We start from the raw sequence: 16,741 nt of genomic DNA, 5'->3' as shown, positions 1-16,741 counted from the left end.
CGCGGACAAGTTAACAACATGGGTGACCGTTCTGGTAACAAAATTGTTGATGCGTTCGTACCATTGTCTGAAATGTTCGGTTACTCAACTGACCTTCGTTCAGCAACTCAAGGACGTGCAAGTTACTCTATGGAATTCGATCATTACGAAGAAGTTCCACGTAACGTTGCCGAAGAGATTATCAAAAAGCGTAACAGCTAAGCAATTCTCTTTCTCCTCTTGCCCCGTTTGGGGCACACTCTATCCTTCTAAATTTGTATTTGCAAACTCCCAATTTAATAAATTTTTGATCACAGCATCGGCATAGTCAGCACGGCCATTTTTATAATCGAGATAATAGGCATGTTCCCAGATATCGATACATAAAAGTGGTTTTATGCCATGGGCAATCGGGGTATCGGCATTCGATGTTTTACTAATACTTAATTTTCCATTTTTTAAAACAAGCCATGCCCATCCGCTTCCAAACTGACCTAATGCCGCCTCTTTGAGTGCTTTGGCAAAATTGTCATAATTTCCAAAATCACTATCTATTTTTTTGGCTATTTCACCTGTTGGAAGGCCGCCGCCGTTTGGTTTGAGGGAGTTCCAATAGAAGGTGTGATTCCACACTTGTGCAGCATTGTTAAAGAGGGAAGTTTTTGTCGGATCATTAGCGGTTTGAAGAATGATCTCTTCGAGCGACAAGGTATCGAGTTCCGTCTCTTTTATCAGGTTGTTGGTATTCACCACATAGGTATTGTGATGTTTACCATAATGGTATTCGAGTGTCAAAGAACTGATGTAAGGTTCCAACTCATTTTTTTCAAACGGTAGTGAGGGTAAAATGATGGCCATGATAAACTCCTTGTTTGGATAAGAGATTATTATAGAATAAAATAGCCTTATGAGATACTAAATTATTAAAGTAATAAAAAAAGTAGATTTATTCGGAGGATTCGCTATAATCAAAGGATGAAGATTTTAGTACATATTATTTCTATTTTAGTGTTTTTAACTCTGTTTTTAGATGCAAAAGAGAGAGTCTATATCGGTGTTTTGGCGCATAAAAATTATGAATCGACCCATACGATGTGGGATGCAACTGCCGAGTATTTGAATACAAAAATTCCCAATTACGAATTTGAGATCATTCCACTGCGATTTGAAGAATTCCCCCTGTATCTTCGTGATAGAAAAATTGATTTTGTCATTACCAATTCTGCCTACTATGTCGATTTGGAAAACCGTTACGGCATTTCAAGGATCGCTACACTTAAAAATATGGATCTAAACTCTCGAGCTCAAACCCAATTTGGAGGGGTTGTGTTCACCCTCATCTCTAATAAAACGATTCAGGAATTGAAAGACATTAAAAACCGTCCTTTTGCGGCAGTCAATCATGATTCTTTCGGAGGATGGATTATGGCTTTGAGAGAATTCAAAGCCCATAACATAGACTCGGATAAGATTAAAGTGACTTTTTACGGAACGCACGAAGCTGTAGTGAAGGCCGTGCTAGAGGGCAAAGCAGAGGCAGGTACCGTTCGTACCGATACATTGGAGCGGATGGCCTCAGAGGGGAAAATAAATCTCAATGATTTTGCGATTATCAATCATCAAAATTACCCTGATTTCTATTATCAGGCCAGTACCAGACTCTATCCTGAGTGGCCTATAGCTACCGCAAAACATACTTCGGATGAATTGGCAGAGAAGGTAGCGGTTGCCCTTATATCTATGCCCTCGGATTCAGAAGCGGCACGTACTTCAAAAGCGTTAGGGTGGACCATACCGCTTGATTATCAAAGCATCCATGAATGTCTGAAAGAGCTTGATTTAGGCCCTTATAAATCTATGAAAGCGGATGCATTTGTCTATTTTGTAGAACAATACGGTGTGTACATTGTCATTTCATTCTTGCTTTTAATGCTATCGGTTGTTGTGACACTTTATATACTTAAAATTAATATTCGGTTGCGGGAGACCAGAGGGGAACTCGAAGTTATGAATGCTTCATTGGAGGAGCATGTTCGACAGAAAACGCAGCATCTGTTCGATAAAAGTATACGACTTGAAGAAGCGTATTTAAATGAAAAATACCTCAGAAGTATTTTACGAACGGTAGCAGATGTCAATCAGATGTTGATTACGACCAGATCGGTGGATGAACTGATCGATAAAGCAACCCTCTGTCTCGCTTCAAACGAATCGTTTAAAAATGCAAAAATTTCTCTGGTAAAAAATGGTAAGTTAAGTGTTGTAGCGGCCTACGGTGTGGGAGAGGATAAAAATCTTACCCCAATCGATACGATGGCATTCAAAGAGGGAAAAAATCTCATGATCATCGATATGGATGATGCGATAATGAGTGATGAGTGCAAAGAAAATGTTCTACGCCACGGCATAAAAGGGATTTATGCACTGCCGCTCAAAAGTAGCACCTTTAGTGAAGAGGTGATCGGTGTATTGAATATTTGTACGGGTCGTGAAAATGGATTTAGCGTCGAAGAGCAGAAAATGATTGAAGAACTCTCCGGAGATATAGGATTTGCTCTACATTCATTTACACAACAGTTGCAGATTGATACGCTTCACGAAGAGCGGTTGAAAAGTTACCAAAATTTTATCGATGCCATGGTCAATATGATCGAACAGCGTGATACCTATACAGCAGGGCATACGGTGAGAGTAGCCTACTATGCGGAGCTAATTGCTAGAGAGATGGAACTCCCCGAGAAGGAGATCCAAAAATTGGTAGAGTCGGCAAAACTGCATGACATCGGCAAGGTTGTAACCCCTGATTCCATCTTACTGAAACCCGGAAAATTGACAAAGCTTGAATATGAATTGATTAAAGAGCATGCCAAAGCCGGATATGAGGTTCTCTCTACCGTCCATTTGTATAAAGAACTGGCTGAGATTATGATCGACCATCATGAGCGGTATGACGGCAGCGGATATCCCTACGGTAAAAAAGGGGGAGAGATATCGCTGTTAGGATATATTATGGCAGTTGCCGATTCGTTTGATGCAATGACTACCAACCGCATTTATAAACCCCGAAAAGAGGTTGACGAATCGTTGATCGAGCTGAATGAACTGAGCGGAAAATGGTACCATCCGGCCGTTGTCAATGCTGCTTTAAAGGTGCTGTCTAATATTAGCGTGGATACGTCGATCACTCAGATGGGTTCCAGTGCACTCGAAGAAGAACGGATGAGCTATTTTTTCAAAGACCGATTGACGAAACTTTACAATGAAGATTATTTTATGATGACGTTTAATGGAAGGTCTCGCCATCCGAAACCGGATAAACTTTGGATTATCTCATTGGTCGATTTTCATCATTATAATAAAGCACATGGTTGGGAAGGGGGAAATGAGCTTATTTCCGATTTTGCGGATTATTTAGTGATGAGATTTCCGGAGTATCTGATTTTCAGAATATGGGGTGATCAATTTGTACTCGCCGATTTTGAAGGAGATATAGAGGCTTTGTTAGCCCAGTCGCCGCTCTCTTCAGCGGGAGTTGGGACAAAAATAAAAGAGATTGTTAATATCCCCGATAACCTAGAAGAGCTTATGCGCGAAAAAGTGTAACATTAAAGTGCACTCCATTGACTCTCAATTACTAACGTATCTTCGCTATAAATGCGTCCGATAAATGTATCTCCGATGTGGTAGGTTGATACCCCTTTAGGGGTACCGCTCATGATGATATCCCCATCTTCAAAACTCATAAAACGTGCTATCTCCTCTACCATTTCTGGGGGTTTGTAGATCATGAGCTCATACGTCGCTTCTTGCACTAAAACGCCGTTGATATGGAGTGTCATCCGAAGGGATTCGAGGGGTACTGTGAGAGGGACAAAATCACCTAAAACGGCAGAGCCGTCAAACCCTTTTGCCCGCTCCCACGGAAGAGCTTTGGATTTAAGATAATTTTGGAGGTCACCTTTGGTGAGATCGAGTCCGAATCCCACCCCCGCTATCGCTCCCTCCATCATAAGAAAACAGATTTCTCCCTCGAAGCGGGTGTCAGGCGAAATGAAACAGAGAGTGTCGGTGATAGCAGAATTGGGCTTGTTGAAGACGACCATCGAGGAGGGGATTTCATTGTTCAGCTCGTAAATATGTTCGACGTAGTTGCGTCCGATACAGATCACTTTGGAAGGGGTTATCAGAGTGTCGTTAAAGAGGAGAGTGTTCATCACTGAACTTCTTTAAATATATTTTTGACTTCGTCAGGATTAAAATATTTTTTGTAGGTTATATTATCGATGGGTTTTCCCGATGAATCGGTGATGAAATGATCTCCATTTAGTGAGGCATTGAAATAGCCTTGCGGCGTTAATATAATCCATTCACCATTATCATAAGCTTGCAATATTGCTAACTCTTTTCCTGTAGCGGTTTCGAAGACTTTGGTGGCATTTTCAGGAGTTGAGAGGAAAAAATACCGATCGTCGTTACTAAAGGAGCGTAACATTGCATAATGTATCGGAAATGCAAACTCATATTCGTATTGAGATGTTTTGAGATTTAGGAGGCGAATTTTTCCCTCTTTTTTGTATTCTTCTTGCGGAATAAGTATGTAATTTCCATTGTGAGAAAGTGTAGTTCGATAAGGGATACCATGGAACATTTTCGTACCTTTTGGTTCATTTTGAATATTGTCCCATAGGATAGCATTATTTTGACGATCCCGAGATAGGAGTTGGTGATTATTTGGTAAAACTTTCAAACTTTGGATACTTTGCTCATGTCCAAGTAATTTAAAGCGTTCAAGACCATTACGAATATCCCACAAACTAACGCTACCGTCATTTTCTCCTAGAATAATAAAATTAGAATTTGGAACGATTGCAAAAGTGGTTACAAGCCGTGGAAGGGAACGTTCTAAAATTCCAGTTTTTAAATTCCATATGCTTATGGTTCCTTCTTCTAGTCGCCATCCATAGCCATCAGTATTGCTTCCATTGGGAAGGCGATTAAGTGATATTATGTATTTTCCGTCTGTGGAAAGTTGAAATGAATTTGAGTTACCACTTGTATTTGGGATCGTATAATCGAGTTTGGACTGATTAATATCCCATACCATGATATTTCGATCTAAATTTGCTGTTGCAATAATCTTAGATTCATCGGGAGAGAGTTCGACTTGATTTGAGCTTGTATCGTGTGTACGCCACCCTTTTTCACCAAAATGCGCCAATTCTTTTTGTGTTTCCAAATCATAAACAGAAACTTCATTTCCTTGAGTCAATACAACTCTTTTGCCATCCGAAAAATAGCGGATATGTTCAATCGAATTGCGAGACAAAGGAAAATGTTTGGTTTGAATGGCATTTGCATTGCTCATATCCCATCTGATTGTACCTCCAGTTTCTAAAATATTTGAACCCTTTTGCTGATTGTAATAGAGGGGTCTTTGGATTTTTTGATTATTGAGTTTGAACCGTGACTTTTCTTGAGTGATAGGTGTTGGAGATTTGAAGGATGGTGTTTGGGCTTTTTCGATTTCTTCTTTGGTAGATTTGGTAGAGCATACCCATCTATGTTCTTGCCATGTTAATGTTCCGTTGTATTTATCGCATTTTGATTTTATAGTTGTGAGTTCAAGGTTTTGTTTTTCGGGTTTTGGTACATCATCCACACAACTCCATTTTTTATTTTCCAATTCTAAATAGTAAAAACCTAACGTATCACATTGAGTTTTGCGAGATGGATTTATATCTGTATCGATAAGGGTATCGGTATGTTTAAAACATTGCCATTCGTTGTTTACTCCATTCCAAAGGTAAAGAAAGCCTCGTTGCTCACAAATTGCACGCTTTTCTTGCGCTTCATTATAAGGGATGGCAGATACGGATGTCGATGTTGGTAGACATTCCCAGTCATTTGCATTTTTATTCCATATAAGAGCTTTTTTTAGATTTTCACATGCTTGTTTACGCTGTTCTAAAAATTTGCGTTCTTGTGCGGTTTGTTTGGCGATACATTCCCACTGATTTTTAGTACCGTTCCATTCGAAAATATCGCCTTTTTGTTCGCATGTTTCGCGACGAATAAGTGTCTCATTCGGTGTTTTAGGTTCATGTATGGATACGCATTCCCAAGTATTGGAAGAATCACTCCATCGAAATAAATCGCCGTTTTTTTCACATTGTTCCCGACGAACTAGCGTTTCATTGGGTTTGATTTCTATTGTAGGAGGGATAATCGGTTTTGTGCCGATACAGTGATAATATTTACCGTCCCACAGATATTGATTACCGTAGGATTCACAGGAACTTTGGTTGGTTGGATTGATTCTTTTATCGTTGATACGGTATGCCATAGGGCGGCATGCCCATGTATTTTCTTCACCATTCCAGATAAAAGCATTTCCATTTTGTTCACAAAGTGCCCGACGTTCAAGCGTGGCATTGGTATATGCTTGAGGAGGTATCGCTGAAGCAATGGGCTGAGAGATGAAATGTTTTGGGAAAAAACAATCGTATTGTGAGCCGTTCCATCCGTATAGTTTATCAGAGTATTCACATTTTTTTCGATTCTCACTCGTTTCTGAGCGATCTCCTATGGAGTAAGCGAGGGTATAGCATCCCCATGAGAGTGTTTTTTTATCTAAAACGTAAATGCCGTTTGCACGTTCACAACGGGTTTGATCTTCGGCGTGATTCGCATGCAGATGAGTAAATAAAAAAAGTAAGATTAAAAGCCAAAGCCGTTTAGATTGCATGTTGTACCTTTACATGTCATAGTATTGAAATCATAAAGTGAAGAGTGTCCAAGATCTCCAGTCGGCATTGGAACCCCTTTTTCAAGAAAGAAAGTTGCAGAGTAGCCTCCATAGAGCCCTTCAGGAATGATAAACGGTTTGAGAATCATGTAACCATTATGAACAAAGGGTCTCCTTTTTTCAGGATTAGGTGCCACAACAGTCGGCAAGGTTTTATTTTTTGGAAGCTGTGCACTCCATTTTTCGAGATCTTCGGGTGTAGTCGAGCGTAAAATGCCTTTGCTCACTGCATCGTAGAGTGCTTCATCTTTTTGAAGTGGTGCATCAGCTCGATGCAAGGAGAGTATAGAAGTGTCTGATGAGGTGAAGAGTAATTTTTGCTCACTAATTGGATCGCCTAAATAGAGGTAGCCATTACTTGCATAATAGACTTGATCGACATTTTTATGAAACAGTTTGTTAGAAAGTGGATTGATTTGGCTAAGAGATTCTTCTCTAATGACAAAACTTCCACAGCCGTATTTTTTGTCAATATTGATCTGTGATATTGGAACGGTTTTAGGCAAGCCTGCGACAGCTTGGGTATGGTAGCCCATCACATAAGCAGCTTCAATTTTCGTCCCTTCCGTCCAAGCAATATCCCATATGGCTGTATCGTATGTACCAAGAATCAAGGCAACTGGTTGTTTTGGAGAATTCACAATCACACGAAAGACGGAAGCCTTCTCCCCTTTTTCGCCAATGCGATAATTAGAGCTCATCCCTTTGTAAGCTCCAGCAGCGAAAATTGTCATATTTTTTGGAAAAGATTTATTAAAACCGCATTCGGTATTTTCGCCTGAAAATTTGATGACTTTAGTATTTAATTCAGATTTAGTTTTAAGCAATTTTTGAGATAGTTCTACATTCCGTTGTTGATACTGATTGATGAGGCACTCACAATCGTTTTCTTTGCAGAGTTGTTTCAAAGATATTGACCAGTTTTGATTATTTTCACGAAACTGTTCTAATTCGTATTGTTCTAAAAGATTGAGTAAATTGGTTGATTGTGAAGACTGCTTTTGTTGAAGAAGTGTATAAAGAGGATCACTGCATGATGAGGATTGTCCGTAGAGGATATTTAGGCTAAGAAATATAACAACATAAATAAATCGCATAGGAGAACTCTTTTTAGACAATTATAACGAATAAATAGTTTTTGGTATGAATTTGTTAAAAGTTATTTATATTCAGTTAACCTATCTACGTGATAATTTGAGTATCATATTGTAACTATAATTCTAGGAGAAACGATGCGTACTTTTTCACCCCCATTTCGTCTGTGGCATTGGCTGAGTGCCTTTTCAATGTTTGGTATTATCGTAACGGTGTTATTACGTAAAACGGTAATGCATAAAGAACAAATCGGTGGAATTGTACAAACTAAACTCGCTGAGCTGGGAACGGTGATCACGGATGAACAAGCGGTGATGATTGGAAAAGCGGTACGCTCACCTATGTGGGATTGGCATATTTATTTTGGGATTGCTATTGCTGTTTTATTGGTATGGAGAGTGTTGATGGTGCTCAAAAATGGGTTTGGTTTTGATGAAAACCCATCGATGAAACGGGTATATATGCTCTACAGGGCGGTATATGTTTTATTAGCGGTGATGTCTCTGAGCGGGTTGAGTCTTTATCTAAAGTTTGCCGGTGAGTCAAAAGAGTTGGTGGAAGGTATCCATATGTATATCGGATATGCGCTTTTTGCTTTTGTTGCGGTTCATATCGCTGGGGTTATCTTGGCAGAGCGGAGCGATCAAAAAGGGCTGGTTTCACGAATGATCAGTGGCGGTTAAGGGTTTCCAAGAGGGTGTTTCATACTCCTCAGGTCTCCCTTGAAGCTCTAATGAGGGTTGATAGTTTATTTTATAGGCTAGACTTTGGCACCCCTCGACGTAATACCCTAAATAGATCCATTTTAGATTAAGACGCTTTGCAAATTCGATTTGTTGTAAAAGGGTATAGCGTCCTAAGGATTGGGCATTATACTCTGGATCGTAGTAGCAATATAGCGAGCTGATCCCATGTTCGAGAATATCTATGAGATCGACGGCAATCAGTTTTTCACCCTCAAAATAGAGCACTTCAAATCCAAAATCCCCATGTCCCTGAACAAATGAAGCGTAGTAGTTTTTCGGATCGCTTTTGGGTGCATCCCAATCTCTCGTATGGTGCTTGTAGCGATGGTAGCGATCAAAAAGGCTTAGGTGTTCACGGGTGAGGGTAGGGTGACGAATAACGGTCGTTAAATGGCTATTTTTACGTACAATCCGGCGGTCTGATTTACTCAGTGTATAACCCGGTGCATCGATTTTAAGACTTTCACATGAGCGGCATTCAGAACAGATGGGGCGAAAATACATCGATCCGAATCGCCGCCATCCACGGAAGATGAGTGCTTCGCATTGTTCTTTTGAACACTCTTGGATCACTTTGTAATGGATACTTTGGGTATTTCCCGCAATGTAGGAGCACGGCTCATGGAGTGCGCACTCTTTTAGGAGGATGTCTTTATTCGTCGTCATCTTTGCGGCTAAGAGAGATGAGGACGCCTTCGATCATTTCATCGATATCCCCATCCAAAATATTACTGATGTTGGAATAAGGGATACCGGAACGGGTATCTTTGACTTGTTGATACGGAGCCAAGACGTAGGAGCGGATTTGGTGACCCCAGCCATTTTCACTTTTTTCGATACCATCAACTGCCGCTTGTTTTTTCTCCATCTCTAGTTCATAGAGACGGGATTTGAGCATTTTAAAGGCGGTTGCTTTGTTCTTGTGCTGGGAACGGTCGTTTTGACACTGTACAACGATCCCTGATGGGATATGGGTGATACGGATCGCCGATTCGGTTTTGTTGACGTGTTGCCCTCCAGCCCCTGATGCGCGGTAGGTATCGATACGGATGTCGCGGTCTTCGATCTCGATATCGATGTCATCATCGAGCTCAGGAGAGACCATGACCGAGGTAAAACTGGTATGACGTTTAGCGGCAGAGTCGTATGGGCTGATACGGACAAGGCGGTGGATACCGTTTTCGTTTTTGAGGTAGCCGTAGACATTTACCCCTTTGATGAGAAGGGCGGCATCTTTGATTCCTGCCTCTTCGCCCGCTTGGTAGTCGAGTATCTCAACGGTGAAATCGCGTCTCTCAGCCCAGCGGGTATACATACGAAGCAACATCGAAGCCCAGTCTTGAGACTCGGTTCCACCAGCCCCCGGATGGATAGTAACGATGGCGTTATGGCTGTCGTGTTCACCGGAGAGGAGAACTTCAACTTCCATCGATTTGACATTGTTTTCCAATGCTCCCGCATCGGCGAAAAGAGATTCGATGGTCTCTTCGTCCCCCTCTTCTTTTGCCATTTCATACAAATCGACGGCATCACCGAGGGTATTGAATGTTTTGGAATATTTGGCAAGACGACGTTCGAGTTGAGTTTTCTCTTTTTGTACGACCCCTGCATTGGCGGCATCGTTCCAAAATCCATCGGAGTTTTCGAGGGCTGTAATTTCATTCAAGCGGGCATTAATTTCTTGAGGACGGACAACATCGGTGACGTTTTGCATTTTAATCGTCAACGTTTTAAGTAATTCGGTATATTCGTAATGATCCATAAGTAGGAATACCTTCTGATATATTATAATGCCAATTATATTCTATAGAGGCTAAAAGCATGATTATCGCGCGCAGTATATTGGAACTTCGTAAGGCACTTGAAGTAAAAAAAGGGAGTGTTGGTTTTGTACCGACGATGGGGGCGCTTCATATCGGGCATCGAACCCTCATTGATGCCGCTCGCCGTGAGAATGATACCGTTGTCGTCTCTATTTTCGTGAATCCGACCCAATTTTTACCGGGGGAAGATTTGAGCAAATACCCTCGCCGCGAGGAAGCCGATTTTAAAATTTGTGAGCTGAGCGGTGTTGATGTTCTCTTTTATCCTGATGTCTCTGGGATGTATGGTGAGGATGAGGTACGAATATGTGCCCCTGATCTCCGTGGATATATCCTTGAGGGGGCCTCTCGTCCAGGCCATTTTGACGGTGTGTTAACGGTAGTGATGAAGCTGTTTAATCAAGTTCGCCCAACGCGCGCTTATTTCGGAAAGAAAGATGCTCAACAGTTAGCGCTCATTACCCAAATGGTCGAAAACTTTTTTATGAATGTTATGATTATCCCTTTGGATACCGTACGTGAAAGTGATGGATTAGCGTTATCAAGTCGTAATGTCTATTTGGACAGTATACAGCGTCAAGAGGCTCTTAAACTCTCTGCTGCACTCAAGAAAGCAACCGAGATGGTGATGAGAGGTGAGGTAGAATCAAATGCTATCGAAGCACAAATGCGCAGGATTTTAGAACCTTTAGAGGTTGAATACGTTGCAATTGTCAATCGAGCGTTTCAATCTCTTTCTCAAGTAGTTATCGGGGATACTATCGTACTTGTTGCCGCACGTGTCGGGACGACTCGTTTGATCGATAATGTGTGGATGTAAGATGAAGAATGTTTTTTTAATCTTACTGCTAGGACTTCTTTTTCATGGGTGTGCTCCGAAAATGGGGAAAGATATACTGATTGAACCGGAAGGAAATGTACGGTTTGAGAATACAGGCAATGAGGTGATGTTTGGGGTGTTGGCATTGCTTGGTGTACCGGTCGAAAACGGAATCCTTCGAATCGGTACCGATGTTAAAATTATCAATAAATGGCACAGTGATGTACGAGTAATCGCACTTGAGTATACCCTTAATGATGGGGATACTATGGTGGCATTAGGAGAGGTCAAGCAAGAGAATGCAACTTTGTTGGTGATCCCTTCAGGAAGTCAAAAAACAATTCCCTTGGAATTTTGTATCGATCCGAAGAAGCTGGAAGCTAAACGTCTTCTCGGAATCATTCAATCAAAACGAAAAATGGTGGTAAAAGGGAAAGCAATTATCGAGGTTTGGGGAATTCAAAGAGAGTATCTTTTTGAAAAAGAGGTGACACAACTGATTCAAAAAGCTCTTAGGGGTGGTGAATAGGGGCAAGAGCATTCGTGGCAGCAGCTGCAGCTATGGGATCAGGTTTTAGCAGTTTTTCTTCAATCATAACGTCCACTATCCCTTTAAAGACCGGGACAGCCGTAATGGAAGCAAAATAAACTGTACGGGGTTCTATAACAGCGATCCCTATCGTATAGGCATGCGTACTATCATTGGCAAATCCGATAAAAGAGGTATGGTAGCTGTTAACGTATTTCCCTTTTTTCGCGATATGAGCGGTTCCTGTTTTGCCGCCTACTTCAAGACCCGGCGTTTTTGCCCCGATCCCTGTCCCCTCATTGACTGTTTTAATCAAAATTTGTTTCATTCGCTCTGCTGTAGCGGGTGAAATAACTTGAACAGGGCTTTGTACCTGCATAGGAATCATTCTCCCATTATCATCATAGAGAGCTTCAACCACCATCGGATTGACGAGTTTCCCGTTATTATTGAATACATTGTAGGCCTTGACAATTTGCATGACGTTAGCCCGCATCCCATACCCATAAGAGGTAATTGCTTTGTAGAGATAGTTGTTCAGTTGTGCGGAACTGGGTATAGAGCCTCGTTTTTCATAAGGCAAATCGATGCCGCTAAAATGGGTAAAGCCAAATCGTTTAAGCCCTTCGGTATATTCGGCTCCGTTTAGTTTCTGTGCGAGTTGTGCAATACCGATGTTGGAGGAGTGGACAAGAACGTCTTCAGCACTGATCATACTAAAAGCGTGTTCGTCCACAATCGTTTTACGTCCCATGGTAAAACGGCCGTTGTGCCCATTAACCATATCATAGGGGTTGATAAGACCGCGATCGAGGAGTAGTGCAAAAATAATCGGTTTGATAACTGATCCCGGTTCATAGCTGTACTCGATGGCATTAGTGTTCAAGGATGGGTAGTCAGAAGTACGAATATGGCTGGGATCGAATCGATTTGAGCTTGCAAGGGCAATGATTTTTCCACTTTTTGAATCCATAACGGTGGCGATGATTTCATCTGCTTGAAGCTGTTCTTTAATTTTGTCGGTGACGGCTTCAACACGTGTTTGAAACATGACAGGAATATTGAGTTTGACAGTGAGGCCGTTGATTTGGCGTTTGACATCACTTTGTTTGTTTAAAATAAGGTAGCCGTTAACGTCACGCAATGCTTTTTGGGTTTTGTTTTGCTGAGGATTGAGCTCTTCATCGAAAAATTTCTCTAGCCCTTTGATCCCATAAACACGTGTGTATCCCTCTTCTTCTATTTTTCGTGGATATCCTAAAAGAGGAGTAAGGAGTTTACCGTAAGGATATTTGCGTGCTTCTCCGCTTTCGATGATGTTGAGCCCTTGCAAGACACGTTGACCGTTGGCCGTTTCATATTCGACAAACACCCCTAAACGGCGTAATTCAAATGCTAGAGTTTTGAGATACATCGCTTCTTTTGGGCTAATATGGTAACTTAGAGTAACGGAACCTTTGCGAGTATGGAGTCGTTGGCGAATCTCTTGAGGATCAAGTCCACTGTAAATACTAAAAAGCTGAATAAAGAGTTCTTCTTTATCCGGGTCAATATTACGGGTGTTAACAACTGCTTTGTAAAGTTTTTGCGTTGTTGCGATATGAAAACCATCTGCACTGATAATAGAGCCGCGTTGTGCTTTTGAGTTATCTTCAGAATAGATAGAGGGGATGTCTCTTTCGTGAAGTGCGGTATAGAGCATCACTGTCAAAAAAATGACAAAACCGAACATGAGAACGAGAAAAAGGGCAAGAATTTTTTTTGATTTATTGGTATGGCGCATGTGATGAGAGCTAAATCACATTTGCGTTCGGGTAATTTCTTTGTACGCGCTAAGAGCTTTATTCCGTACTTCGAGCATCAGCTTCATGCTGATTTCAGCTTTATCGATTGCAATAGCCGCTTGATGGAGATCTTTGACACTGCCGGTAGCGATATCACTCATCGCCTTTTCCCCTTCGACTTGCATTTGATTAACACCTCCAAGGGCATTGCGAAGCTCTTGAGCGAAATTGGTCGAGCTGCTCTCAACAGAGTTGCCAATTTTGTTTGCGAGCAGATCGGCAGTAGAGAGTGCTTTAATCGATTGTATATTTGCCATAAAAATAGTTCCTTAAAAATTACGATTGCATCATAGAAATGGCACTGGTAGCCATGTTTTTTGCACTGTCAAAAGCGGCTACGTTTGCTTGATAAGAGCGTGTTGCTTCCACTAAATCGGCCATTTCAATAACAGGATTAATATTTGGATACGCAACGTAGCCATTTGCATCCGCATCAGGGTGGGAGGGTTCGTATTTCATTTTTGGTGCACTGTCATCACGGGTGATTTTATCTACGACGACGGTGGTAATTGCCGGATTAGGTTTTAATCCAGCCAATCCCTCTTTGAGCGGATCGCTGTAGCTTAATGCTGAAGTACTGTTTGCGAGTGCGTCATTAAAAACGGTATTGAAATTGACCGCTTTAAAAACAACCTCTTGACGGCGATAAGGTCCACCTTCATTGGTACGGGTAGTTTGGGCGTTGGCAATATTGGAACTGATGGTGTTGACACGAACACGTTGTGCGGAAAGACCGTAACCGCTGATATCAAAACTGTTTAAAAATGACATGGTATCCCCTTAGCCGTTAAGAAGTTTTCGCTGATGCATCGATAACGCTTTTATAAATACCGGTACCTTTTTTCTTGGCGGCAATAATCGCATTATACATCATCGAGTTTTTTGAGAGTTCTGTTGTTTCGACATCCAAATCAACACTGTTTCCATCATTACGGGCCATATGACCATCACGGAAAAAAGTGGTTGGTTTTAAATCCATTGGAAGGGTAGTGCCGTCTAGATGCATACCATCCGTTTTTGCCATAGGGAGAGTTTGTCCTTTGTCGTTGAAAATTTGAGCACTTTTCTTTGCCAAGGTTTCTTCGAAACGGATGTCTCTTGGACGGTAGAAAGGTGTGTCGGCATTGGCGATGTTTCCAGCAATCATATCTTGGCGCGCAGCACGGTAGTCGAGTGCTTCGTTCATCAGATCGTGAGCTTTAGAAATCGTTAATCCCATGACATACCCTTTCAATTTTCTAGCTTTTATTAGGTAAGCAAAAAATATTCCACACCCTTTTTATCGAACTCTTTCTGAAAGAACGATATACTTCTAGAAATTATACATCAACTATTAAAATTTTCTGCCTCAAAAGAGGCTAGTTTCAGTGCCTTAGCGGCTAGCGTAGCTATTTCAGAAGGTGTTCTGAAGTAGCGTTTTAAATAAGTAGTAATATGCCTGATAAAAAATTATTTCTTTTAACGACTGCATTGATTACCATAGGAATTATTTGTTCCTATACTCTTTCCGTGTACACCGTTATATTTTTGGAATACAACAATTTTCATTTTGTATTGCGTGAGCTATTGGTAGGGATAACATCGATAGTGTTGATGTGGTTTTTGTCGAGACTTGATCCTGATATTTGGTTACATCGGCTAGGATTGGGGCTTTTTTTCGGTGGGATGGCTCTGATGATTATGATGCCGTTTTTACCCGCATCACTGGTGAGTGAAGTCGGAGGGGCTAAGCGGTGGATTAAACTGGTTGGTTTTTCACTCGCACCGGTGGAATTTTTCAAAATAGGATTTATTTATTTCTTGGCGTGGAGTTTTTCTCGTAAACTTGGTCACCACGATAATATAGGGGTGATTGAAGAGTTTAAGCGGGTAAGTCCGTACGCGGCTATCTTTTTGATCGCTATCTTTTTGATCGCTATTTTACAAAACGACTTGGGGCAAGTGATCGTACTGGCGCTTACATTGGCATTTATGCTCTTTTTTGCAGGGAGCAGTTTTCGATTTTTTATGACGTTGATATTGGGGTCCGTTGGAGCATTTATTCTATTGATCGTGACATCCGAACACCGAATTAACCGTATCTTGTCGTGGTGGGGATCGGCACAAAGTACAATTTTGGCGTTTTTCCCCGAATCGATTGCACAACATTTACGGATTGAAAACCAAGAAGAGGCTTATCAGATCGGACATTCACTCAATGCTATCCACAATGGAGGTATTTTTGGTACCGGTTTAGGTGGCGGAACATTTAAGCTTGGATTTCTGAGTGAGGTGCATACGGACTTTGTTTTGGCGGGTATTTCTGAAGAGTTTGGCTTTATAGGAGTGTTTTTTGTGACATTTCTTTTTATTGCGCTGCTTCATCGTCTTTTTAAAATCGCGAATCGCTCCCATAACGATACCGCGTATCTGTTTAGTTTGGGAGTAGGACTTTTGATTACGTTTGCCTTTATGGTCAATGCGTATGGAATCAGTGGTTTGACGCCAATCAAGGGGATATCTGTTCCTTTCTTGAGTTATGGTGGTTCGGCAATGTTAGCTTCATCGGTCGCTATAGGGATGGTGCTGATGCTCTCCAAAAAAATAAAATATAAACCAGGTGATAAAAAATGAATTTTATCTTTACAGGTGGTGGCACAGGCGGACATTTGGTGATCGCTTTATCCCTCGCTGAAGCGGCTAAAGCCAGAGGTCATCGTGTCATATTTATCGGATCAACTTCAGGGCAAGATCGTCAATGGTTTGGAGAGAGTACCCTTTTTGAAGCAACCCACTTTTTAGAGACAACGGGCGTTGTCAACAAAAGAGGGTTTGGAAAATTGGGAGCATTATGGAAAATTCTCAAAGCGGTAGTTACCTCAAAAGAACTGATTCGGGAATTTGAAGCTGATGCAGTTGTCAGTGTTGGGGGTTTTTCAGCAGCACCTGCGGCAATGGCAGCGCTGATGAGTAAGACACCTCTGTATATCCATGAACAAAATGCTATTACTGGTACATTAAACCGATTGCTCAGACCGTATGCCAAAGGGTTTTACAGCTCCTATGAAGAGGGGCAAAATCATTGTGATTATCCGGTTAATGAACGCTATTTCCAAAATGC

At 41.4% G+C, this 16,741-nt stretch carries 17 protein-coding genes; 7 read left to right on the top strand and 10 right to left on the bottom strand.

Annotated elements, in window-relative coordinates; genetic code table 11:
- Positions 1-201, top strand: a 201-nt coding sequence (locus tag PHR02_RS10130; protein ID WP_299991766.1) for a hypothetical protein, incomplete at its 5' end; no start/stop codon positions are given.
- Between the two features lie 39 nt (positions 202-240).
- Here PHR02_RS10130 and PHR02_RS10125 read toward each other — a convergent pair.
- Positions 241-840 carry a superoxide dismutase gene (locus PHR02_RS10125; protein ID WP_366141189.1) on the bottom strand — a complete coding sequence of 200 codons (600 nt, stop codon included), beginning with the start codon at positions 838-840 and terminating at the stop codon, positions 241-243.
- Between the two features lie 114 nt (positions 841-954).
- Here PHR02_RS10125 and PHR02_RS10120 point away from each other — a divergent pair, with 114 nt between their 5' ends.
- On the top strand, positions 955-3,582 hold the full coding sequence (locus PHR02_RS10120; RefSeq protein ID WP_299991763.1) for an HD domain-containing phosphohydrolase: 2,628 nt from the start codon (positions 955-957) through the stop codon (positions 3,580-3,582).
- Positions 3,583-3,584: 2 nt separating this feature from the next.
- On the opposite strand, the gene PHR02_RS10115 is transcribed toward PHR02_RS10120, so the two are convergent.
- From PHR02_RS10115 to PHR02_RS10105, 3 genes are read right to left on the bottom strand one after another with little or no spacing between them, the layout of a single operon-like run.
- Complete coding sequence (locus PHR02_RS10115) at positions 3,585-4,193, bottom strand: fumarylacetoacetate hydrolase family protein (protein WP_299991762.1); 609 nt, start codon at positions 4,191-4,193, stop codon at positions 3,585-3,587.
- Positions 4,193-6,724 (bottom strand): WD40 repeat domain-containing protein, encoded by a 2,532-nt coding sequence (locus PHR02_RS10110; protein WP_299991761.1) that lies wholly within the window; start codon positions 6,722-6,724, stop codon positions 4,193-4,195. The genes PHR02_RS10115 and PHR02_RS10110 overlap by 1 nt, the downstream gene beginning before the upstream one ends.
- Positions 6,697-7,881, bottom strand: a complete 1,185-nt coding sequence (locus PHR02_RS10105) for a hypothetical protein (protein ID WP_299991760.1) — start codon at positions 7,879-7,881, stop codon at positions 6,697-6,699. Before PHR02_RS10105 ends, PHR02_RS10110 begins: the two co-directional genes overlap by 28 nt.
- Positions 7,882-8,016: 135 nt before the next feature.
- Here PHR02_RS10105 and PHR02_RS10100 point away from each other — a divergent pair, with 135 nt between their 5' ends.
- A complete protein-coding gene (locus PHR02_RS10100) occupies positions 8,017-8,562 on the top strand; it encodes a cytochrome b/b6 domain-containing protein (protein WP_299991758.1) in 546 nt (181 codons plus the stop codon).
- On the opposite strand, the gene PHR02_RS10095 is transcribed toward PHR02_RS10100, so the two are convergent.
- The gene (locus PHR02_RS10095) at positions 8,539-9,291 is read right to left on the bottom strand and encodes an arginyltransferase (protein ID WP_299991756.1); all 753 of its coding nucleotides are present in this window, start codon (positions 9,289-9,291) and stop codon (positions 8,539-8,541) included. The genes PHR02_RS10100 and PHR02_RS10095 overlap by 24 nt on opposite strands.
- The gene (prfB, locus tag PHR02_RS10090; protein ID WP_299991755.1) at positions 9,278-10,387 is read right to left on the bottom strand and encodes a peptide chain release factor 2; all 1,110 of its coding nucleotides are present in this window, start codon (positions 10,385-10,387) and stop codon (positions 9,278-9,280) included. The genes PHR02_RS10095 and prfB overlap by 14 nt, the downstream gene beginning before the upstream one ends.
- Before the next feature lie 59 nt (positions 10,388-10,446).
- Here prfB and panC point away from each other — a divergent pair, with 59 nt between their 5' ends.
- Together panC and PHR02_RS10080 are read left to right on the top strand one after the other, a co-directional pair.
- Positions 10,447-11,268: a pantoate--beta-alanine ligase gene (gene panC / locus PHR02_RS10085; RefSeq protein WP_299991753.1), complete on the top strand. Its 822-nt coding sequence runs from the start codon at positions 10,447-10,449 to the stop codon at positions 11,266-11,268.
- 1 nt (position 11,269) lies between these two features.
- Entirely contained in the window at positions 11,270-11,797 is a 528-nt protein-coding gene (locus PHR02_RS10080; protein ID WP_299991751.1) for a hypothetical protein, read from the top strand.
- Here PHR02_RS10080 and PHR02_RS10075 read toward each other — a convergent pair.
- The 4 genes from PHR02_RS10075 to flgB are packed head-to-tail and all read right to left on the bottom strand — an operon-like array spanning position 11,781 to position 14,860.
- Positions 11,781-13,580, bottom strand: a complete 1,800-nt coding sequence (locus PHR02_RS10075) for a penicillin-binding protein 2 (protein WP_299991749.1) — start codon at positions 13,578-13,580, stop codon at positions 11,781-11,783. The two genes, PHR02_RS10080 and PHR02_RS10075, sit on opposite strands and share 17 nt — an antisense overlap.
- Before the next feature lie 15 nt (positions 13,581-13,595).
- The gene (gene fliE / locus PHR02_RS10070) at positions 13,596-13,898 is read right to left on the bottom strand and encodes a flagellar hook-basal body complex protein FliE (RefSeq protein ID WP_299991747.1); all 303 of its coding nucleotides are present in this window, start codon (positions 13,896-13,898) and stop codon (positions 13,596-13,598) included.
- A gap of 19 nt (positions 13,899-13,917) precedes the next feature.
- Entirely contained in the window at positions 13,918-14,412 is a 495-nt protein-coding gene (gene flgC / locus PHR02_RS10065) for a flagellar basal body rod protein FlgC (RefSeq protein ID WP_299991746.1), read from the bottom strand.
- A 16-nt stretch (positions 14,413-14,428) separates the two neighbouring features.
- Entirely contained in the window at positions 14,429-14,860 is a 432-nt protein-coding gene (gene flgB, locus PHR02_RS10060) for a flagellar basal body rod protein FlgB (protein ID WP_299991745.1), read from the bottom strand.
- A 215-nt stretch (positions 14,861-15,075) separates the two neighbouring features.
- Here flgB and PHR02_RS10055 point away from each other — a divergent pair, with 215 nt between their 5' ends.
- Together PHR02_RS10055 and PHR02_RS10050 are read left to right on the top strand one after the other, a co-directional pair.
- Positions 15,076-16,254: an FtsW/RodA/SpoVE family cell cycle protein gene (locus tag PHR02_RS10055; protein ID WP_299991744.1), complete on the top strand. Its 1,179-nt coding sequence runs from the start codon at positions 15,076-15,078 to the stop codon at positions 16,252-16,254.
- On the top strand, positions 16,251-16,741 hold a 491-nt coding region (locus tag PHR02_RS10050; RefSeq protein ID WP_299991743.1), incomplete at its 3' end, for a glycosyltransferase. The genes PHR02_RS10055 and PHR02_RS10050, both read left to right, overlap by 4 nt.

Origin of the sequence: Sulfuricurvum sp., from assembly GCF_028688295.1 — a bacterium.
Classification (GTDB): Bacteria; Campylobacterota; Campylobacteria; order Campylobacterales; family Sulfurimonadaceae; genus Sulfuricurvum.
The sequence above is the reverse complement of the archived record's forward strand: the minus strand, read 5'-3'. Positions and strand labels throughout refer to the sequence as shown.

What these genes read in the sequence shown, in the direction of transcription:
- PHR02_RS10120 (WP_299991763.1), top strand. Translation starts at nt 955, where the DNA reads ATGAAGATTTTAGTACATATTATTTCTATTTTAGTGTTTTTAACTCTG.
- PHR02_RS10115 (WP_299991762.1), bottom strand. Translation starts at nt 4,193, where the DNA reads ATGAACACTCTCCTCTTTAACGACACTCTGATAACCCCTTCCAAAGTG.
- PHR02_RS10110 (WP_299991761.1), bottom strand. Translation starts at nt 6,724, where the DNA reads ATGCAATCTAAACGGCTTTGGCTTTTAATCTTACTTTTTTTATTTACT.
- PHR02_RS10105 (WP_299991760.1), bottom strand. Translation starts at nt 7,881, where the DNA reads ATGCGATTTATTTATGTTGTTATATTTCTTAGCCTAAATATCCTCTAC.
- PHR02_RS10100 (WP_299991758.1), top strand. Translation starts at nt 8,017, where the DNA reads ATGCGTACTTTTTCACCCCCATTTCGTCTGTGGCATTGGCTGAGTGCC.
- PHR02_RS10095 (WP_299991756.1), bottom strand. Translation starts at nt 9,291, where the DNA reads ATGACGACGAATAAAGACATCCTCCTAAAAGAGTGCGCACTCCATGAG.
- prfB (WP_299991755.1), bottom strand. Translation starts at nt 10,387, where the DNA reads ATGGATCATTACGAATATACCGAATTACTTAAAACGTTGACGATTAAA.
- panC (WP_299991753.1), top strand. Translation starts at nt 10,447, where the DNA reads ATGATTATCGCGCGCAGTATATTGGAACTTCGTAAGGCACTTGAAGTA.
- PHR02_RS10080 (WP_299991751.1), top strand. Translation starts at nt 11,270, where the DNA reads ATGAAGAATGTTTTTTTAATCTTACTGCTAGGACTTCTTTTTCATGGG.
- PHR02_RS10075 (WP_299991749.1), bottom strand. Translation starts at nt 13,580, where the DNA reads ATGCGCCATACCAATAAATCAAAAAAAATTCTTGCCCTTTTTCTCGTT.
- fliE (WP_299991747.1), bottom strand. Translation starts at nt 13,898, where the DNA reads ATGGCAAATATACAATCGATTAAAGCACTCTCTACTGCCGATCTGCTC.
- flgC (WP_299991746.1), bottom strand. Translation starts at nt 14,412, where the DNA reads ATGTCATTTTTAAACAGTTTTGATATCAGCGGTTACGGTCTTTCCGCA.
- flgB (WP_299991745.1), bottom strand. Translation starts at nt 14,860, where the DNA reads ATGGGATTAACGATTTCTAAAGCTCACGATCTGATGAACGAAGCACTC.
- PHR02_RS10055 (WP_299991744.1), top strand. Translation starts at nt 15,076, where the DNA reads ATGCCTGATAAAAAATTATTTCTTTTAACGACTGCATTGATTACCATA.